Source organism: Hydrogenophaga sp. A37 (assembly GCF_002001205.1).
Taxonomy (GTDB): Bacteria; Pseudomonadota; Gammaproteobacteria; order Burkholderiales; family Burkholderiaceae_C; genus Hydrogenophaga.
Genome location: NZ_MUNZ01000094.1, coordinates 24,070 through 39,265 on the forward strand (window position 1 = coordinate 24,070; position 15,196 = coordinate 39,265).

At 70.2% G+C, this 15,196-nt stretch carries 9 protein-coding genes; 5 read left to right on the plus strand and 4 right to left on the minus strand.

Going from position 1 to position 15,196, the window contains the following annotated elements; all coding sequences use genetic code 11:
• Positions 1-48 precede the first annotated feature (48 nt).
• The 5 genes from B0E41_RS10390 (at position 49) to B0E41_RS10410 (ending at position 8,765) form a co-directional block, all read left to right on the plus strand.
• A complete protein-coding gene (locus B0E41_RS10390; RefSeq protein ID WP_077331020.1) occupies positions 49-1,137 on the plus strand; it encodes a sulfate ABC transporter ATP-binding protein in 1,089 nt (362 codons plus the stop codon).
• A 259-nt stretch (positions 1,138-1,396) separates the two neighbouring features.
• Positions 1,397-4,474: an adenylate/guanylate cyclase domain-containing protein gene (locus B0E41_RS10395; protein WP_143433771.1), complete on the plus strand. Its 3,078-nt coding sequence runs from the start codon at positions 1,397-1,399 to the stop codon at positions 4,472-4,474.
• Positions 4,467-5,741, plus strand: coding sequence for a cytochrome P450 (locus B0E41_RS10400; protein ID WP_077331022.1), 1,275 nt, complete (start codon positions 4,467-4,469; stop codon positions 5,739-5,741). The genes B0E41_RS10395 and B0E41_RS10400 overlap by 8 nt, the downstream gene beginning before the upstream one ends.
• A 14-nt stretch (positions 5,742-5,755) precedes the next feature.
• On the plus strand, positions 5,756-7,234 hold the full coding sequence (locus B0E41_RS10405) for a hypothetical protein (RefSeq protein WP_077331023.1): 1,479 nt from the start codon (positions 5,756-5,758) through the stop codon (positions 7,232-7,234).
• Between the two features lie 61 nt (positions 7,235-7,295).
• Positions 7,296-8,765: a Dyp-type peroxidase domain-containing protein gene (locus B0E41_RS10410; RefSeq protein ID WP_077331024.1), complete on the plus strand. Its 1,470-nt coding sequence runs from the start codon at positions 7,296-7,298 to the stop codon at positions 8,763-8,765.
• On the opposite strand, the gene B0E41_RS10415 is transcribed toward B0E41_RS10410, so the two are convergent.
• From B0E41_RS10415 to B0E41_RS10430, 4 genes are all read right to left on the minus strand, one after another.
• Positions 8,759-10,384, minus strand: a complete 1,626-nt coding sequence (locus B0E41_RS10415; protein WP_077331032.1) for a gamma-glutamyltransferase family protein — start codon at positions 10,382-10,384, stop codon at positions 8,759-8,761. The two genes, B0E41_RS10410 and B0E41_RS10415, sit on opposite strands and share 7 nt — an antisense overlap.
• A 16-nt stretch (positions 10,385-10,400) precedes the next feature.
• Complete coding sequence (locus B0E41_RS10420) at positions 10,401-11,807, minus strand: YadA-like family protein (protein WP_171984728.1); 1,407 nt, start codon at positions 11,805-11,807, stop codon at positions 10,401-10,403.
• Between the two features lie 129 nt (positions 11,808-11,936).
• Entirely contained in the window at positions 11,937-14,453 is a 2,517-nt protein-coding gene (locus tag B0E41_RS10425) for an FtsX-like permease family protein (RefSeq protein WP_077331026.1), read from the minus strand.
• Positions 14,437-15,196 (minus strand): ABC transporter ATP-binding protein (locus tag B0E41_RS10430; protein ID WP_363350932.1); only part of this gene is annotated, 760 nt, incomplete at its 5' end. The genes B0E41_RS10425 and B0E41_RS10430, both read right to left, overlap by 17 nt.

Here is a 15,196-nt window from a genome sequence, read left to right on the forward strand (position 1 = left end):
AGCCACCCTCTCGCTGTATGGCGAGGGAGTCAAACCAAGGCCATCCCCATGAGCATCCAGATCCGCAACGTCAACAAGCACTTCGGCACGTTCCAGGCCCTGCGCGACGTCAACCTCGATATCGCGTCGGGCGAATTGCTCGCGCTGCTCGGCCCCTCGGGCTGCGGCAAGACCACGCTGCTGCGCATCATCGCGGGCCTTGAAACGCCCGACACCGGCAGCATCCACTTCAGCGGCGAAGACACGACCGACGTGCACGTGCGCGAGCGCAACGTGGGTTTCGTGTTCCAACACTACGCGCTGTTCCGCCACATGAGCGTGTTCGAAAACGTGGCCTTCGGCCTGCGCGTGAAGCCACGCGGCGAGCGCCCGAGCGACGCGCAGATCAAGCAGAAGGTGACCGACCTGCTGAAGCTCGTGCAGCTCGACTGGCTGGCCGACCGCTACCCCTCGCAGCTCTCCGGCGGCCAGCGCCAGCGCATTGCGTTGGCCCGTGCCCTCGCAGTGGAACCCCAGGTGCTGCTGCTCGACGAACCCTTCGGCGCGCTCGACGCCAAGGTGCGCAAGGAGCTGCGCCGCTGGCTGCGCCGCCTGCACGACGAGCTGCACGTGACCAGCATCTTTGTCACCCACGACCAGGAAGAAGCCCTGGAGGTGGCCGACCGCGTGGTGCTGATGAACAAGGGCGTGGTGGAGCAGTGCGGTTCGCCGCAGGACGTGTGGGACCACCCGGCCAGCCCTTTCGTCTACGGTTTCCTGGGTGACGTGAACCTGTTCCACGGTCGCGCACACGAAGGTCTGCTGCACCTGGACGGCGTGGCCATCGACACGCCCGAACACGCCGGCGCGCAGAACGCACAGGCCTTCGCCTACGTGCGCCCGCACGACCTCGACGTGCAGCGCCACACGCCGGGTGCAAGCGGCATCGTCGCCACGCTCAGCCGCGCCATCGTGGTGGGCCCGATCGCGCGGCTGGAGCTGCAGCCGGTGGAGAACAACCAGCCGGCCGGGCACGACCCGCTGATCGAAGCGCAGATCCCCGCGCAGCAGTTCCGCGATCTGGGCTTCAAAGAGGGCGAGACGCTGGTGGTGTCGCCGCGCAAGGCGCGCGTGTTTCTGCACTCACAGACCGCGTGAGGGCCTGATCGCCGGCTCGCCGCGTGTCTGCGGCGGGATTGTCCTGGGCGGCGGGCTTGCAACATAATGAAATGGTGCTTTCATTTGGAAGGCGCAGCGCCGGCCTGCCTTGTCAGTGTCCGTTCCATTTGTTCCCGACGTGTCCGCACGAGCTGCCGTGACTAGAAAACCAACCAGTGGGGTCTGTGGTCGTTGCAAACGCACGCGCCGTGCGGGTGACAAGTTCTGCTCACAGTGCGGGCTGAAGTTTGATGACAGCGTGGCCGAACGCAAGATCGTCTCGCTGCTGTTCGCCGATCTCTGCGGGTCCACCGCCCTGGTGTCCCAGTCGGACCCCGAAGAAGCGCAGGTGCTGCTGGACCGCACCCTCAAAACCATGGCGGAGGCGGTGGAAACCTACGGCGGTTCGGTGCGCCGCCTGCAAGGCGACGGCATCGTGGGCCTGTTCGGTGCACCCGTCGCGCAGGAAGACCATGCCTTGCGTGCCTGCCTGGCAGCACTGACGCTGCAACGGCGCACGCGGGAGGCGAAGCCCGACAACGGCGCCCTGGAGGCGCCGGTGCGTGTCGGCATCCACTCAGGCGAGGTGGTGGTCGGCTCGATCAACGACCTGCTGACCTCGCACCACCGGGTCGACGGCGCGGCGCTGCACCTGGCGGCGCGGCTGGAGCAACTGGCGCAGCCCGGCTCCATTCTGGTCAGCGGCGCCACGGCGCGCCTGCTGGATGGCGGTTTGTCGCTGCGACCGCTGGGTCCGCGCGAGATCCGGGGCTTCGACCGCCCGGTGGAGCTGTTCGAACTGGCCATCGACATCGACGCCAGCGAGAGCGCCGCGACGGCGCAAGTCCTCGGGCACCTGCCGCAGCCGCTGCTCGGTCGCGACAGCCTGCTGGAGAAGTTGCTGGGTGTGGCGTCCCGGGTGGCGCAGAGCCGGCTGTGTGTGCTGGGCCTGCGGGGCGAGGCGGGCATCGGCAAGACCCGCCTGCTGGCCCAACTGGCCGACAACGTGCGTGCCGTGGGCTTCGATGTCTGCAGCATGACCACGCGCTCTTACACCAACCACCTGCCCTACAGCGCGCTGGCCGATCTGATGCGGGCCCTCATGCGGCTGGGCGAAGAGGTGGACCCGTGGCGCGAGCGCGAGGCCGCGCGACAGGCGCTGGCCACCTGGCCCGAAGCGGCCAGCCGGCACCTGCCGGCCGCCATCGACCTGCTCGACCTGGAGGCCCCTGCCGCCGAATGGTTGCTGCTGACCCCCAACCAGCGCCGCCACCGCATCGGCGAAGCGCTGCTCTGGCTGATCGCCACGCGGCTGAGCCAAGGGCCGCTGATGATCGTGGTCGAAGACGTGTTTCTGGCCGACCGCGACAGCCTGCGCACGCTGGAAGGGCTGTGGCGCAAGCTGGATCAGCTGCCGGTGCTGCTGTGTTTTTCCTACCGGCAAGACTTCGTGCACCGCTGGGCAGACCCGGTGTGGTTCGAGGAGATGGGGGTGGGGCCGCTGACCCAGCGCGACATGATCCAGCTGGCCGAGTCGCTGCTGGGCACCGATGAATCGCTCCAGTCCGTGGTGCCCGTTCTGCTCGAACGCGCCGACGGCAACCCCTTCTACCTGGAACAGATGAGCCTGGGGCTGGCCGACGCCGGTGCCTTCGACGGCGCGCCAGGGCACTACCGCTACGTGGGCGAACAGACCGAGCCGGGGGTGCCGGCCTCCATTGCGGCCGTGATCGGTGCGCGCGTGGACCGGTTGCCCGCCAAGGCCAAGGGCCTGCTGGAAGCCATGGCCATCCTCAACGCCGTGACAGCGGCCGACATGCTGGCGCGCATGCTGGGCGACCCCGAGGACGAGGTGGTTCAACTCCTGCGCCTGTGCATGGATGCCTGCCTGCTGCAACGTGCGCGCGGACCCGCCGAGGCGGGGGGCGGCCCTGAGGCGCCAGGGCCCGACACGCCGGTGCGCTTCCAGCACGCGCTGGTGCAGGAGGTGGTGGCCGCTGCGCTGACCCGGCCGCGCCGCAAACAACTGCACCAGACCGCGTTTCGCGCCCTGTGCGACCGGCTGGGCAAGCTGGCGGCCGAGCAGGCGGCGGTGCTGGCGCACCACGCCTACGCCGGTGGCCTGTGGGCCGAAGCGGCGCAATACGCCGGGATCGCAATGGTGCGTTCGGTGGCGCGCTCGGCCAATCGCGATGCCCTGCGTTTGCTTGACACCGGGCTGGACGCGGCGGGCCGCATTGACGACGAGCCCACGCGGCTGAACGCCGAGCTGGCCCTGCGCACCGAGGCCCTGGGGGCCTTGTTGCCGCTCGGTCAGTTCGACGCCATGTTCATGCACCTGGAGCGCGCGCAGGCGATTTCCGCGCAGATGGGCAGCCCCAAACGCACGGCCGCCGTGGCGCTGCAGCAGGCGGTGCTCTACTGGGCGCGGGGCATGCCGTCCAAGGGGCTGGAGGCCACCCGCAGCGCCCGCGCGGCCGCCGCGCAGGCCGGCAGCCGGAGCTCGGAGATGACGGCGGCCCTGGTGGATCTGCTGCTGCTGCACTGCCTGGGCCGGTACCGCGAGCTCGTGGCCATGGCGCGCGATGTCGAGGCACGGTTTGCCGTGGAACTGTCGTCGCGCCGCTTCATGCCGGGCTGGGCCACGGTGCCGAGCGTTCACCTCAAGGTGTTCCTGGCCGATGCGTTGATGCGGCTGGCCGAAGAGGACACGGCCCAGGCCGTCTGCGACCAGGCCTACGCCGAGCTGGCGCAACAGGACCATGCCTATTCGCGTGCCCTCGTGGATTTCGCGCAGACCAGTCTCTGGCTGCGTCAGGGCCGGTTTGCACCGGCGGCCGAACGGCTGCGGGACTCATTCCGGCTGTGCCAGGAGCAGGACGTCCCGACCATGACGCCGTGCATCGTCGGTCTGCTGTCTGAGGCCCTGGGCCACCAGGGGCGGCTCGCCGAGGCGCAGGACATGGTGCGCCAGACGCTGTCCGACAAGTCCTACCAGCTCGCCGGTCTGTACAGCGAGTTCTACCTTCGTTATGGCCTGGGCCAGGCGCTCGCGGCGGCCGGCCGGCACGGGGAGGCGATGGAGCAGTTCGGCGCCGCGCGCGATCACGCCTCGCGCCACGAGCAATGGGGCCATGTGGTCGATGCCTTGCTCGCCATGGGTCTGCGGGCCCTTCATCTGGAGCAGACCGATGCCGCAATGGAACACCTGCAGGCGGCCCGGCAGGGCGCTGCTGCCTGCGGCATGGTGGGCATTGAACAGCGGTCGCAGGCGCTGATGGCGCTCTTGGGTTTTCACCAGCCCGCAGACGGGTCACCGGAGGCGGCCCATGGCTGATTCGGCGGTACACCGCTCGCAAGTCACGGGGGTGGGCAGCGGGCTGTTGTACCGGGTGTATTGCTGGGTGATGCGCCAGCCCCGCCTGCTGCGCCTGGTGGCGGCCATGCTGCGGCGCTGGCCCCTGGCCAGCCAGTGGGCACCGGTGGTTGCCAGGCGCGACGCGGTGGTGGCCGCGCTGCTGAGACCGGGCAGCTTCTCCAACGTGGCACACGCCCCCAACCTCGTGGCGGGCGAGTTTTCCATCGGCATGGAAGACGGGCCTCGCTATCACGCTGAGCGCAAGACGCTCGAAGCCATGTTGCGCACCGGCCGGCGGCTGGGCCAGTTCAGCGCGGTGCTCGCGCGGCGTCGCATCCGCGGCTGGACGAAGGGCGCTGAACATGGCCACTTCGATCTGGTGGACGACTACCTGGCGCCGCTGGTGTGGCGCACCATGAAACGCAGCTTTGGACCAGCGGGCAACGCGTTGGCGCAAGGGGTGTCCGGTGCCGACCCCGAGCGCGTGGAGCAGCAGCTGTTTCTGGAGCTGCGCCATGTCGCGGCGCACTTGGTGGTGGGGGGTGTGGCCACGCCCGGCACTCAGGCGCGGGCCGAAGAAGCTGGGCACGCCCTCAACCGCCGTGTGGGTGCCCGGCTGGGTGAGGTCAGCCAGGCACTGGGTCCGCGGTTGCCGACCTGCAGCCACGCAGACATCCACCGCAACACGGTGGGCCTGATGTGGGTGTCCCATCCGGTGGCGGTGCAGGCGGGCGTGCACCTGATGGTGGAGCTGTTGCGCCGCCGGGAGTGGCACCTGAAGCTGCGCGAGCAAGCCAGAACCCCGGCCATGCCGTGGCTGGACCCGGCGCTGCGCCAGACGGTGCGCGATGTGGTGCTGGAGCTGCTGCGCTTTCGCCCGGTGTTTCCGCTGGTGGCGCGCGCGGTGCCCAGCGCGACTGCATTTGATGCGGGCGACGTGCGGCCGGCCGCGGTCAGCGCGGGGCGGTCGATGCTGTTGATGGTGATCGGCGCCATGTTCGATCCGGCGGCCACCGAACGGCCCGGCGAGTTCCGGCCCGGGCGCGAATGGAACCGCAACGCCGACGACCGCTACATGGTGTTCGGCTACGGACACCGGCGCTGCCCGGGCCAGGAACACGCGCTGGAGATGTTGACCAGCATGGTGATCGGGCTGCTGCTGTTGCCGCATCCCTGCCGCCTGGCCCACCGCAAAGCCCTGGCGCACGACGGCCCGGCGGTGGCCCATCTGCACCTGGTGTTCTGAAGGGGAGCGCGGACATGGTTCGTCAGCAGATGGTGTGTGTGGTGACGCCAGGTTGGCCCGGACAGGCCACTTCGGTGCCCTTGATGCAGCCTGCGCTGGACGGCGTCATGGAGGCGCTGGGCTGCGTGCACTTCGCCAGCATCGCCGCGCTGCCGCCCGCGCCGGGCAGTGCGCCGGGCAGCCTGCCCTCGCTGATGCTGGAGCTGGCGGTGGATGAGGGCATCACGCACGCCGACCTCATGCGTCGCCTGGTCGACCAGGGACTGGAGGTGCTCTGGCCCCTCTACCAGGCTGATGCGGACACCTCCTTGCTCACCGATAGCGAGCGCGGCCTGTGGCTGCGCGGCTGGTTGCTGCGCCACGCCCTCGGCGCGGACGGTGGTTATGTGGGCACACGCGACCGCAGCGTGCAGCAGATTCGCAAGGAACACGGGCTGTACCGGCAGGTGCGCGCCGAGGCGACCCGCCTGATGGCGGCCGGCCCGCTGGACAGCCAAGTGCTGGCGCTGAAGCTGTCGGCCTGGGCCGCCGGGCAAGACGCTTTCGCCTGGGCACGCACGCCCGCGCCGCGCAACGTGTGGCGCCGGGGTGGCCTGCGGCGGACCGCGGCGGCGCTCGGCTCGGCGGTGCTGCTGCTGGTGTGCGGGGGCATGGCCACGCGCATCGCCGCCGAGGTCTGTGTGGCCTGGTACTGCCAATGGCCGCTGCTGCTGGGGCTGGTGGGGCTGCAACTGGTGGCGCTGGTGGTGGTTCTGCTGGCCCTGTCGCCGCTCATGCTGTCGGCGATGACCGTGCGGCGAAACCTCTCCAGTGGCTTCTGGCGCCTGATGCGGCGCTGGGACCGCGCCCGTCACGCGCGGGCCACTCGGGAGGTGCCCCGCGCCCACCAGGTGCATCCGATGGTGCATCGTGGTGAGGCCGATCTCATTGGACGGCCGAACCACATGATCAGCCTCACCGAGCTGCGTGCCCCGGTGGTCTGGCACGCGGCGTGGCTGCGCTGCTGGCTGAAGCTGATCACCTGGGTCGGGCGCTGGCTTTTCGCGAACGGAACGCTGGGCAAGGCGAAGGGCATCCGTTATGGCCGCTGGCACCTGATCGACGGCGGCCGGCGCCTGCTGTTCTGCAGCAACTTCGATGGCTCGTTCGGTGGTTACCTGGGTGAATTCATCGCCGGGGCCACGGTGGGGGTCAACCTGTTCTGGCGCCGCACGAGGCTGCTGCCGCGGCCGGCCGCCGCGCCGGGCCATCCCGACGTGGGGCACGCCCGCGACTTTCCGCCCACGCGCTGGCTGTCCTGGGCCGGAGGCTGCCAGTTCGAGCAGTGGTTCAAGACCTATGCGCGCGACAGCATGCTGCCGCACCTCTATCTGTACCAGGCCTATCCCCACAAGCACGCGGAGGTCGAACGCGCGACGCAGTTGCGCGACGCGCTGTTCGGCCCACGCAACCTGGTCAACGACACCCTCATTGCCAAGGCGGTGCAGTCATGAGCGCCGCCCGGCCGTTCCGAAGGCGCTCAGCTCCGCAGTGCGCAGCACGGAGGAAAGTCCCATGTTTGATCCGGTGAGCACCCCAGACGTCCAGGCGCTGGTCTACGCCTCGTTCGCACAGCTGCGCCATTGCCGCTACCTGTTGTTGCGCATCCAGGACCCGGCCGCCGCCCGACGCTGGCTGCGCCAGGACGCGGTGATGGGGCTGCTCAAGGCGCGCGGGCAGCTTGGCCGAGAGACCGCACAAGACGAGGCGCTGGCCGTGGCCTTCACGCACACGGGGCTGCTCCGTTTGGGGCTGCAGGAAGACGCGGACTTTCCGTTTCCGTCGGCGTTTCGCGAGGGCATGAACCAGCCCGACCGCGCGCGTGCGCTGGCCGATGCGAACGTCGAAACCTGGCGGTGGGGCGACTTGCCCGGCGAGCAGCGCCAGGACGTGCACCTGCTGCTGGCGCATTTCCGGCGCACGCCGTTTGACGAGCAGGGGCCGCTGTCGGCGCCGGCCTTGCAGGCGGGCGGGCTGGAACTGGTGCAGTCGGTGCCCACCTGCCCCGCCTTCATTGAGCGGAACGAAGACACCAAAGAGTCGCGGCTGTTCGAGCCGTTCGGCTTTCGCGACGGACTGACACAGCCCGTGCTGCACAGCACCGCTGAGCGCTCACGCCGACTGCAGCAGCGGCGCGAAATCGATCGCGAGATGGCCGACGACAGCGTGGTGGCCGACGGCGAGTTCGTGCTGGGACTGCCCAACGAGTACGGCGACCTGTCCTACGCGCCCGACGACGCGCGCTGGCCCAGCGCGGGTGCATCGGCCAACGCCCCCCCGCACTTCGGCAGCCACGGCAGCTACCTGGTGGTGCGCCACATCCGACAGCACGTGGACCGGTTCGAGGCGTTTGATGCGGCGCACCCGCCGCCCCGCGAGGGCGCACCCAGCCTGACCGAGCAGATGGTGGGGCGCCGCAAAGATGGCGCTCCCCTGGTGCAGCAGCCGATGCCGCCCGCCGACCTGGACGGCTTCCGCTTCCGCGTCAACGATGCCGAAGGTTTCCAGTGCCCGCTGGGCTCGCACATCCGCCGCGCCAACCCGCGCGACACGCTCGGTTCCGACGTCCGCTCCGGCGTGGCCAACGCCAAGCTGCACCGCCTGATCCGCCGTGGCCGGGTGTATGCCGGTGAATGCCAGCAGGCGGACCACGGCGCTTGCGGCCATGCGGACGGGCGGCGTGGCTGCGGCAAGGGGCTGTTTTTCATCGCACTCAATGCCGACCTGGACCGCCAGTTTGAATTCGTGCAACAGCGCTGGATCGCGCACCCGCAGTTTGCCGATCTCGACAACGAGAGCGACCCGCTGCTGGGCGGGCGCGGCGAGGCGGCGTTCTCTGTTCAGTCACCCACGGCCGGCACCCGCACCACCGGTCTTCCCGCCTTCACCGAGCTTGTGGGCGGCGGGTACTTCTTTCTCCCGGGTCTGGCGGCCCTGAGGTTTCTCGCAGAGACGGAACCCGCGCCTGGTCCCCCGGCTCAGTAGCCCACCGCGGCCCCATCCCGCCTCGGGTCGCTCGCCGCCACATAGCCTTCCGCCCCCGGGTCGCCCAGGCGCCAGATGAACTGGCCCGCGCCGAAGTCCTGGTAGGGGTCGTTGATGCTGCGGGTCTGGTGGCCGAGATCGGTCAGGCCCTGCACCACTGCCGGGTCCATGGCCGACTCCACGTTGATGTGCAGCCCGGCGTCGAAGCGCCAGCGCGGCGCGTCGCACGCGGCCTGCAGGCTCTGGCCGTGGTCGAGCAGGCGCACAAGGGTCTGCACATGGCCCTGCGGCTGCATGTTGGCGCCCATCACGCCGAAGCTCATCACCGGCTGGCCGTCTTTGGTGAGGAAGGCCGGGACGATGGTGTGGAACGGCCGCTTGCCCGGCGCCACGAGGTTGGCGGTGTTGCGGCCCGGGCCGGCGCTCAGGTTGAAGCCGTGGCCCCGGTTCTGCAGGCTGATGCCGAACTGCGGCTCCACCGCGCCCGAGCCGAAGCCCATGTAGTTGCTCTGGATGAAGCTGACCATCATCCCGCGCTCGTCGGCGGCGCTGAGGTAGACCGTGCCGCCCTTGGCCGGGTTGCCGGCACCGAAGTCTTGTGCCTGCTTCATGTCGATCAGCTTCGCGCGTTCGCGCAGGTAGGCCGGGTCGAGCATCTGCTCGGTCGTTACACCCATCGCGCCGGGCTCGGCCACGAAGCGGTACACGTCGGCAAAGGCCAGTTTCATCGCCTCGATCTGCAGGTGCTGCGCCTCGATGCTGTCGACCTTCATCGAAGTCAGGTCGAAGTTGGAGAGGATGCCCAGCGCGACCAGCGCCGCGATGCCCTGGCCGTTGGGCGGTATCTCGTGCAGCGTGTGGCCCTTGTGGTCCTGCCCGATGGGCGCGACCCACTCGGGCCGGTAGGCCGCGAGGTCGGCTTCGGTGAGCGCGCCACCGTGCTCGGATGCAAAGCGCGCGAGCGCCTGCGCGATGGGGCCGCGGTAGAAGGCCTCGCCCCTGGTTTCGGCGATGGCGCGCAAGCCCTTGGCGGCGGACGGGAACTTGAACAGCTCACCCACCTGGGGCGCACGGCCCCAGGGCAGGAAGGCATCGGCAAAGCCCGGCAGCGATTGCAGCTCGGGCGTGGCCAACGCCCACTTCTGCCGCACCACCACCGGCACCGCGTAACCACGCTCGGCCAGTTCAATCGCCGGCTGCATCAGGTCGGCGAACGGCAGTTGGCCGAAGCGCTCGCTCAGCGCCACCCAGCCCGCCACCGCACCGGGCACGGTCACCGAGTCCAGCCCGCGTTTGGGCGGCGTCAGCGCGTCGGCGCCGTACCGGTGGTGAAAGTAGCCGGGCGTCCAGGCCATCGGCGCCGGGCCGCTGGCGTTGAGCCCGTGCAGCTGTTGCCCGTCCCAGAGGATGCAGAAGGCGTCCGAACCCAGGCCGTTGCTCACCGGCTCGGTGATGGTCAGTGCCGCGGCGGCGGCGATGGCCGCGTCCACCGCGTTGCCGCCCCGCAGCAGCATGCGCAGCCCGGCCTGCGCGGCCAGTGGGTGCGAGGTGCTGACGACGTTGCGCGCGAACAGTGGCAGGCGGGTGCTGGGGTAGGTGGATGGGTGGTCGATGGGCATGAAGCCCATTGTGGCCTTACCAGTGAAAGCCCGCACCTACCGCAAAGCCCCGGCGCTTCCTGGAGTCTGTGGAGCCGCTGACCTTGAGCGTCCGGCGTCCGTCGTACGACAGAACGGACACCCCGACAGCGACCGCCGTTTCGCCCTGGTAGGAGGCCACGGCAGCCGTGGCCATGCTCTTCCCCGGCATCTGCGCTTGCGGCATGTTGGCCATGGCCATGGCGCTGGCGGTCCCCGCAGAGGCTTGCCGGCTGACATCGCGCGTGGCGTCTTGCATCTGGCCCAGGTTGACCGCATCGCGGGTCGCCGTGCCGGGCGCGACATTGTGCAGCTGTGCGGGGTCCCCTCCAGGATTGAGCGTGATGCTCGAGCGGTTGATGGAGCCATCGGCTTCGGTGTCGTACTTGACGGCCTCGGCGTCAAGCCGCGTGACCTTCCTGTCAACCAGCGTCACTCGCCGGTCCACAGCGGTGACCCTCGCATTCACCGCTGTCACCCGGTTGTTCACCGAATCGACCTTTTGATCCACGGCAGTGACCCGTGAGTCCACCGCGGTCACCCGGTTGTCCACCGAGGTGACCCGTTGGTCCACGGCAGTGACCCGTGAGTCCACCGTGGTCACACGGGTGTCAACCGAGGTGACCCGCTGGTCCACAGCGGTGACGCTCGTGCCCAGGCTGGACACCTGTTGCTCCGTCGCGGACATGGCGCTGAACAGTTGGCTGCCATTGATCGCATCGGTGCTGGCGGCGCTGACCCGACCTGCACCCACGTGGATCATCTGACGTTCACTGCCGGCGGAGCCGAAGCTGACCACGCTGGTCGGGTTGGCCCCTGACAGCTGGTAGGAAACGCCACCGATGTCCATGGTGGCCGTCGGAACGGCTGCCGAGGTGGTGCTCCCCGAGCCGATGGCCACCGCGTTGGCGTGTGTGGCTGAACTGAAGTCACCCATGGCGATGGAACGGCTGCTGGAGGCAACTGAGTTTGCCCCTATCGCGAGTGACCGCTCCCCTGAACTGAGCGCCGTGTCGCCGAAGGCCGTGCCCTTGTTGCCCGTGGCCCGGGCGTTGCCACCGATGGCGGTCGAGGAGCCGCCGGTGGCTTGGGCGGAACTGCCAATGGCGATGGTATGCCCCGCCGATGCGTTGCCTGAGACGGTGTTTTGTCCGATGGCCAGGGACGAACTGCCCAGCGCACGGGCGTTGACGCCGAAGGCGCTTCCGTTGGTCTGCGAAGCGGTCGCGCTTGTGCCGACGGCGATGGCGTTGCTTCCTGCCGCCACGGGTGCGGTGCCGGTGGAGTTGACCGTGACGTAGTCAGACCCTGCCGTCGCTGTGTCCTGAGCCCAGGCTGGTAGGGCGGTGGCCAGGCAGGCCAGAGCGCAGCAGCGCCACGGATTGAGGTTGAGAAAGGATTTCATGCTGGCATCGTAGACAGCGCTGAACAGGTCAAAACGGCAAAAAGAGCGTTTGAAGCCCGTCAATTTCGTGCCATTCTTTTGGCGGTTTCTGCTGACGGTGCCGGCCCAGCACCTTCGCATGGGAGCGCCTCAACCCCCGCTGCGCAGCAGCATCGCCGGGTTGAGCCGCATCTGCGCCAGCAGGTGGCGCGCGCCCAGCCCCAGGCTCATCGCGCTGACACCAGCCGCCGCCAGCAGCCCGCTCCAGTACAGGCCGGCCGGGCTCATGTCCAGCCGCCACTGCAGCAGCGCGGTGGCCAGCGCGCTGCCGGCCAGCAGGGCAAAGCCGGCGGTCACGGTGGCCAGCACCGTGTACTCCCACACCAGCACGCGCCGCAGCAGCGAATGCCGCGCGCCCAGCGCGTGCATCACCGTGGCGTCGTAGAGCTGGCGGCTGCGGCTGGCGGCCACCACGCTGGCCAGCACCAGCAGGCTCGCGGCCAGGCACACGCCGGCCACCACCGCCAGGCCGCCGCTGGCCCGGCCCATCAGCGCGCGGGTCTCGCGCAGCATGGACTCGGTGCGCGCGGTGGCGATGTTGGGCGCCGCCGCCGCCAGCCGGTCTTGCGCGTCCAGCGTGCTCCCGGTCGGCATCCAGGCCGCGCCCACGTGGCGGGTGATGAAGGGGTCCAGCACGCCGTCGCTGAAGATGGCTTCGAGCCACAGGCGCGACTGCATGCGCCGCTGGCTGTAGATAGCGCTCAGCGTGGCCTCCACCGGCTGGCCCAAGATTTCGAAACGCAGCTTATCGCCCACCTGCAGGCCCAGCCCGTCGGCCTCGGTGTCTTCCATCGCCACCAGCGGTTCGCCTTTGTGGTCCAGCGGCCACCAGGCGCCGCGGTCCACCACCACGTCGTCGAAGTTGCCGCTGCGGTCGCTGAGCTTGTGTTCGTCGTGCGACTCGCGGGCGCGCTGGCGGTCGGTTTGATTGATGCCGCTCGAGCGCAGCGCCTCGCCGTTGACGGCCACCAGCCGGCCCAGCACCAGCGGCGCGGTCTTCACCGCCACCAGGCCGGGCGAAGCCTGCAGGGTCTCGCGCAGCAGCGGGAGCTGATCGGTCTGCACGTCATAGAACACCAGGGCCGGTGCCTGCTCGGGCACGGTGTCGTTCACCGTGCGCAGCAGCGTGGCCACCACCAGGGTGCAGGCCACCAGCAGCGTGAGCGCCGAGCCCAGCGAGAGCAGGGCGGTGCGCAGCGGCGAATGCGGCTGCTGCAGCCCGGCCAGCGCCAGCTGCAGCGGCAAGGGCAGGGCCCGGTGGTGCTGCAGGCGCGCGGCGGCGCGGCGCAGGCCGCGCGTGGCGAGGTCGAGCAGGCCCAGCAGCGCGGCCGTGGTCAGCACGAAGGCGAGGCCAAAGCGCGGGTCGGGCAGGGTGGCCACCAGCAGCGCCAGCGTGGCGCCGGCCACGGCGGCGGTGAGCCAGCGCGCGCGGCGCGGCGTGTGCAGCGCCTGCCCCTCCACGCCGCGAAACAGCGCCGCCGGGCTGACCGACAAAGCCCGTCCCAGCGCCGGCAGCGAAAACGCCAGCGCGGTCAACACGCCGAACGCCAAGGCCAGCAGCGCGGGCGGCCACAGGCTGTGCAGCAGCAGCGTCACCGGCAGCTTGTCGGCCGCCAGCTGCGCACCGGCCAGCGCCAGGCCCATGCCCAGCAGCGCGCCCGCCGCGCTGGCCAGCACCGCCAGCAACCCGATCTGCAGCAACACGAAGGCTGCCAGCCGGCCGTCGCGCAGGCCCAGCGCGCGCAGCGTGGCCAGGCTGGTGAGCTTGCCCTGCAGGTAGGCCTGCACGCTGTTGAACACGCCCAGGCCACCGATGAACAGCGCCGAGAAACCGATCAGCAGCAGGCCTGAGCCGATCTGGCCCAGCACCTCGGCCATGCGGTCGCTGCGCTCGTCGAAGCTGCGGGTCTCGGCGTCCAGCGCGGGGAAGGCGGCGATGAATTGGTCGCGCCAGGCGTTGGCTGGCTCGGCCGTGCGCACGCGGTGGTGGTGTTCCACCCGGCTGAGCGGCTGCACCAGGCCGGTGGCCATGAGCGCGCCCTCGGCCACCAACACCGGCGCCGCGCCCCAGTCGGCGCGCAGGCTGCGGTCGGGCTGGCGCACAGTGAGTGCGCGCACGGTCAGCGTCAGATCGCCGATGTCGATGCGGTCACCGGGCTTCAGGCCCAGGCGCGTGGCGAGCGCGGCATCGACCGCTGCGCCCCACTGGCCGTCCCGTTGCGCGAGCGTGTCGGCCAGCGTGCCGGCTGGCTGCAACGCCACTGCGCCGTACAGCGGGTAGGCGGCGTCGGCGCTCAGCAGCTCGATCAGCTGCGCGCGGCCCGATGCCAGACGCAGCATGGTGCGCAGCTCGATCACGCGCGAGACGGTGCCGCGCGCCTGCATCCATGCCAGCGCATCGGCCGGCAGCGGCTGGGGCGATTCCACCTCCACGTCGCCACCGAAGATCAGCCGCGCGTCGTGGCGCAGCGCGTCGGCCACCTGGCGGTACAGGCCGCCGCCCGCCGCCACGAGCGACACGCCCAGCACCAGGCAGGCGACAAAGATCCACAGGCGCCGGCCGCTGGCGCGCAGGTCGCGCCAAGCCAGGTCAAGCAGGAAGGGCATTGCGCGTCTCCGGCTGGCGGGTGGTCGGGGCTTCGTGCCCCTCCAGCGTCTCGTGCAGTTGGCCCTCGTGCAGGCGCAGCACGCGGTCGCAGCGGGCGGCGAAATCCAGGTCGTGCGTCACCAGCACCAGGGTCGTGCCCAGCTCGCGGTTGAGGCTGAAGATCAGCTCGCGCACCGCCCCGGCCGTCTGGTCGTCGAGGTTGCCGGTGGGCTCGTCGGCCAGCAGCAGGCGCGGGCGGTGCACCAGCGCCCGCGCAATCGCCACGCGCTGCTGCTCCCCGCCCGAGAGCTGCGAAGGCCGGTGGTGCAACCGGTCCCCCAGGCCCACGCGCTGCAGCATCTCGGCCGCCGCCTCGCGCGCGCCGCTGGCCCCCGCCATCTGCAGCGGCAGGGCCGCGTTGTCCAGCGCGCTCAGGCTGGGCAGCAGGTGAAAGCTCTGGAAGATGATGCCCACCCGCTCCCGCCGCAGGTCGGCCAGGCCGTCGCTGCTCAGGCTGCCCAGGTCGGTGCCGTCGATGCGGATGCGCCCCGCACCGGGCCGCTCCAGCCCCGACAGCAGGAGCAACAGCGAGGTCTTGCCCGAACCCGAAGGCCCCGCAATGGCCACGCTCGTGCCCGCAGCGACGCGCAGGTTCACGTCGCGCAGCACCTGCACCTGGCGGGTGCCGATGGTGTATTGCATGGACAGGCCATCGGCCTCGATCAGGTGGGGGTGGGTGTGGGGCATGGGCGGTGTGAGGGGC

Bases quoted from the DNA above. Each gene is read 5' to 3' on its own strand.
- B0E41_RS10390 (WP_077331020.1), top strand. From the start codon at position 49: ATGAGCATCCAGATCCGCAACGTCAACAAGCACTTCGGCACGTTCCAG.
- B0E41_RS10400 (WP_077331022.1), top strand. From the start codon at position 4,467: ATGGCTGATTCGGCGGTACACCGCTCGCAAGTCACGGGGGTGGGCAGC.
- B0E41_RS10405 (WP_077331023.1), top strand. From the start codon at position 5,756: ATGGTTCGTCAGCAGATGGTGTGTGTGGTGACGCCAGGTTGGCCCGGA.
- B0E41_RS10410 (WP_077331024.1), top strand. From the start codon at position 7,296: ATGTTTGATCCGGTGAGCACCCCAGACGTCCAGGCGCTGGTCTACGCC.
- B0E41_RS10415 (WP_077331032.1), bottom strand. From the start codon at position 10,384: ATGCCCATCGACCACCCATCCACCTACCCCAGCACCCGCCTGCCACTG.
- B0E41_RS10420 (WP_171984728.1), bottom strand. From the start codon at position 11,807: ATGAAATCCTTTCTCAACCTCAATCCGTGGCGCTGCTGCGCTCTGGCC.
- B0E41_RS10425 (WP_077331026.1), bottom strand. From the start codon at position 14,453: ATGCCCTTCCTGCTTGACCTGGCTTGGCGCGACCTGCGCGCCAGCGGC.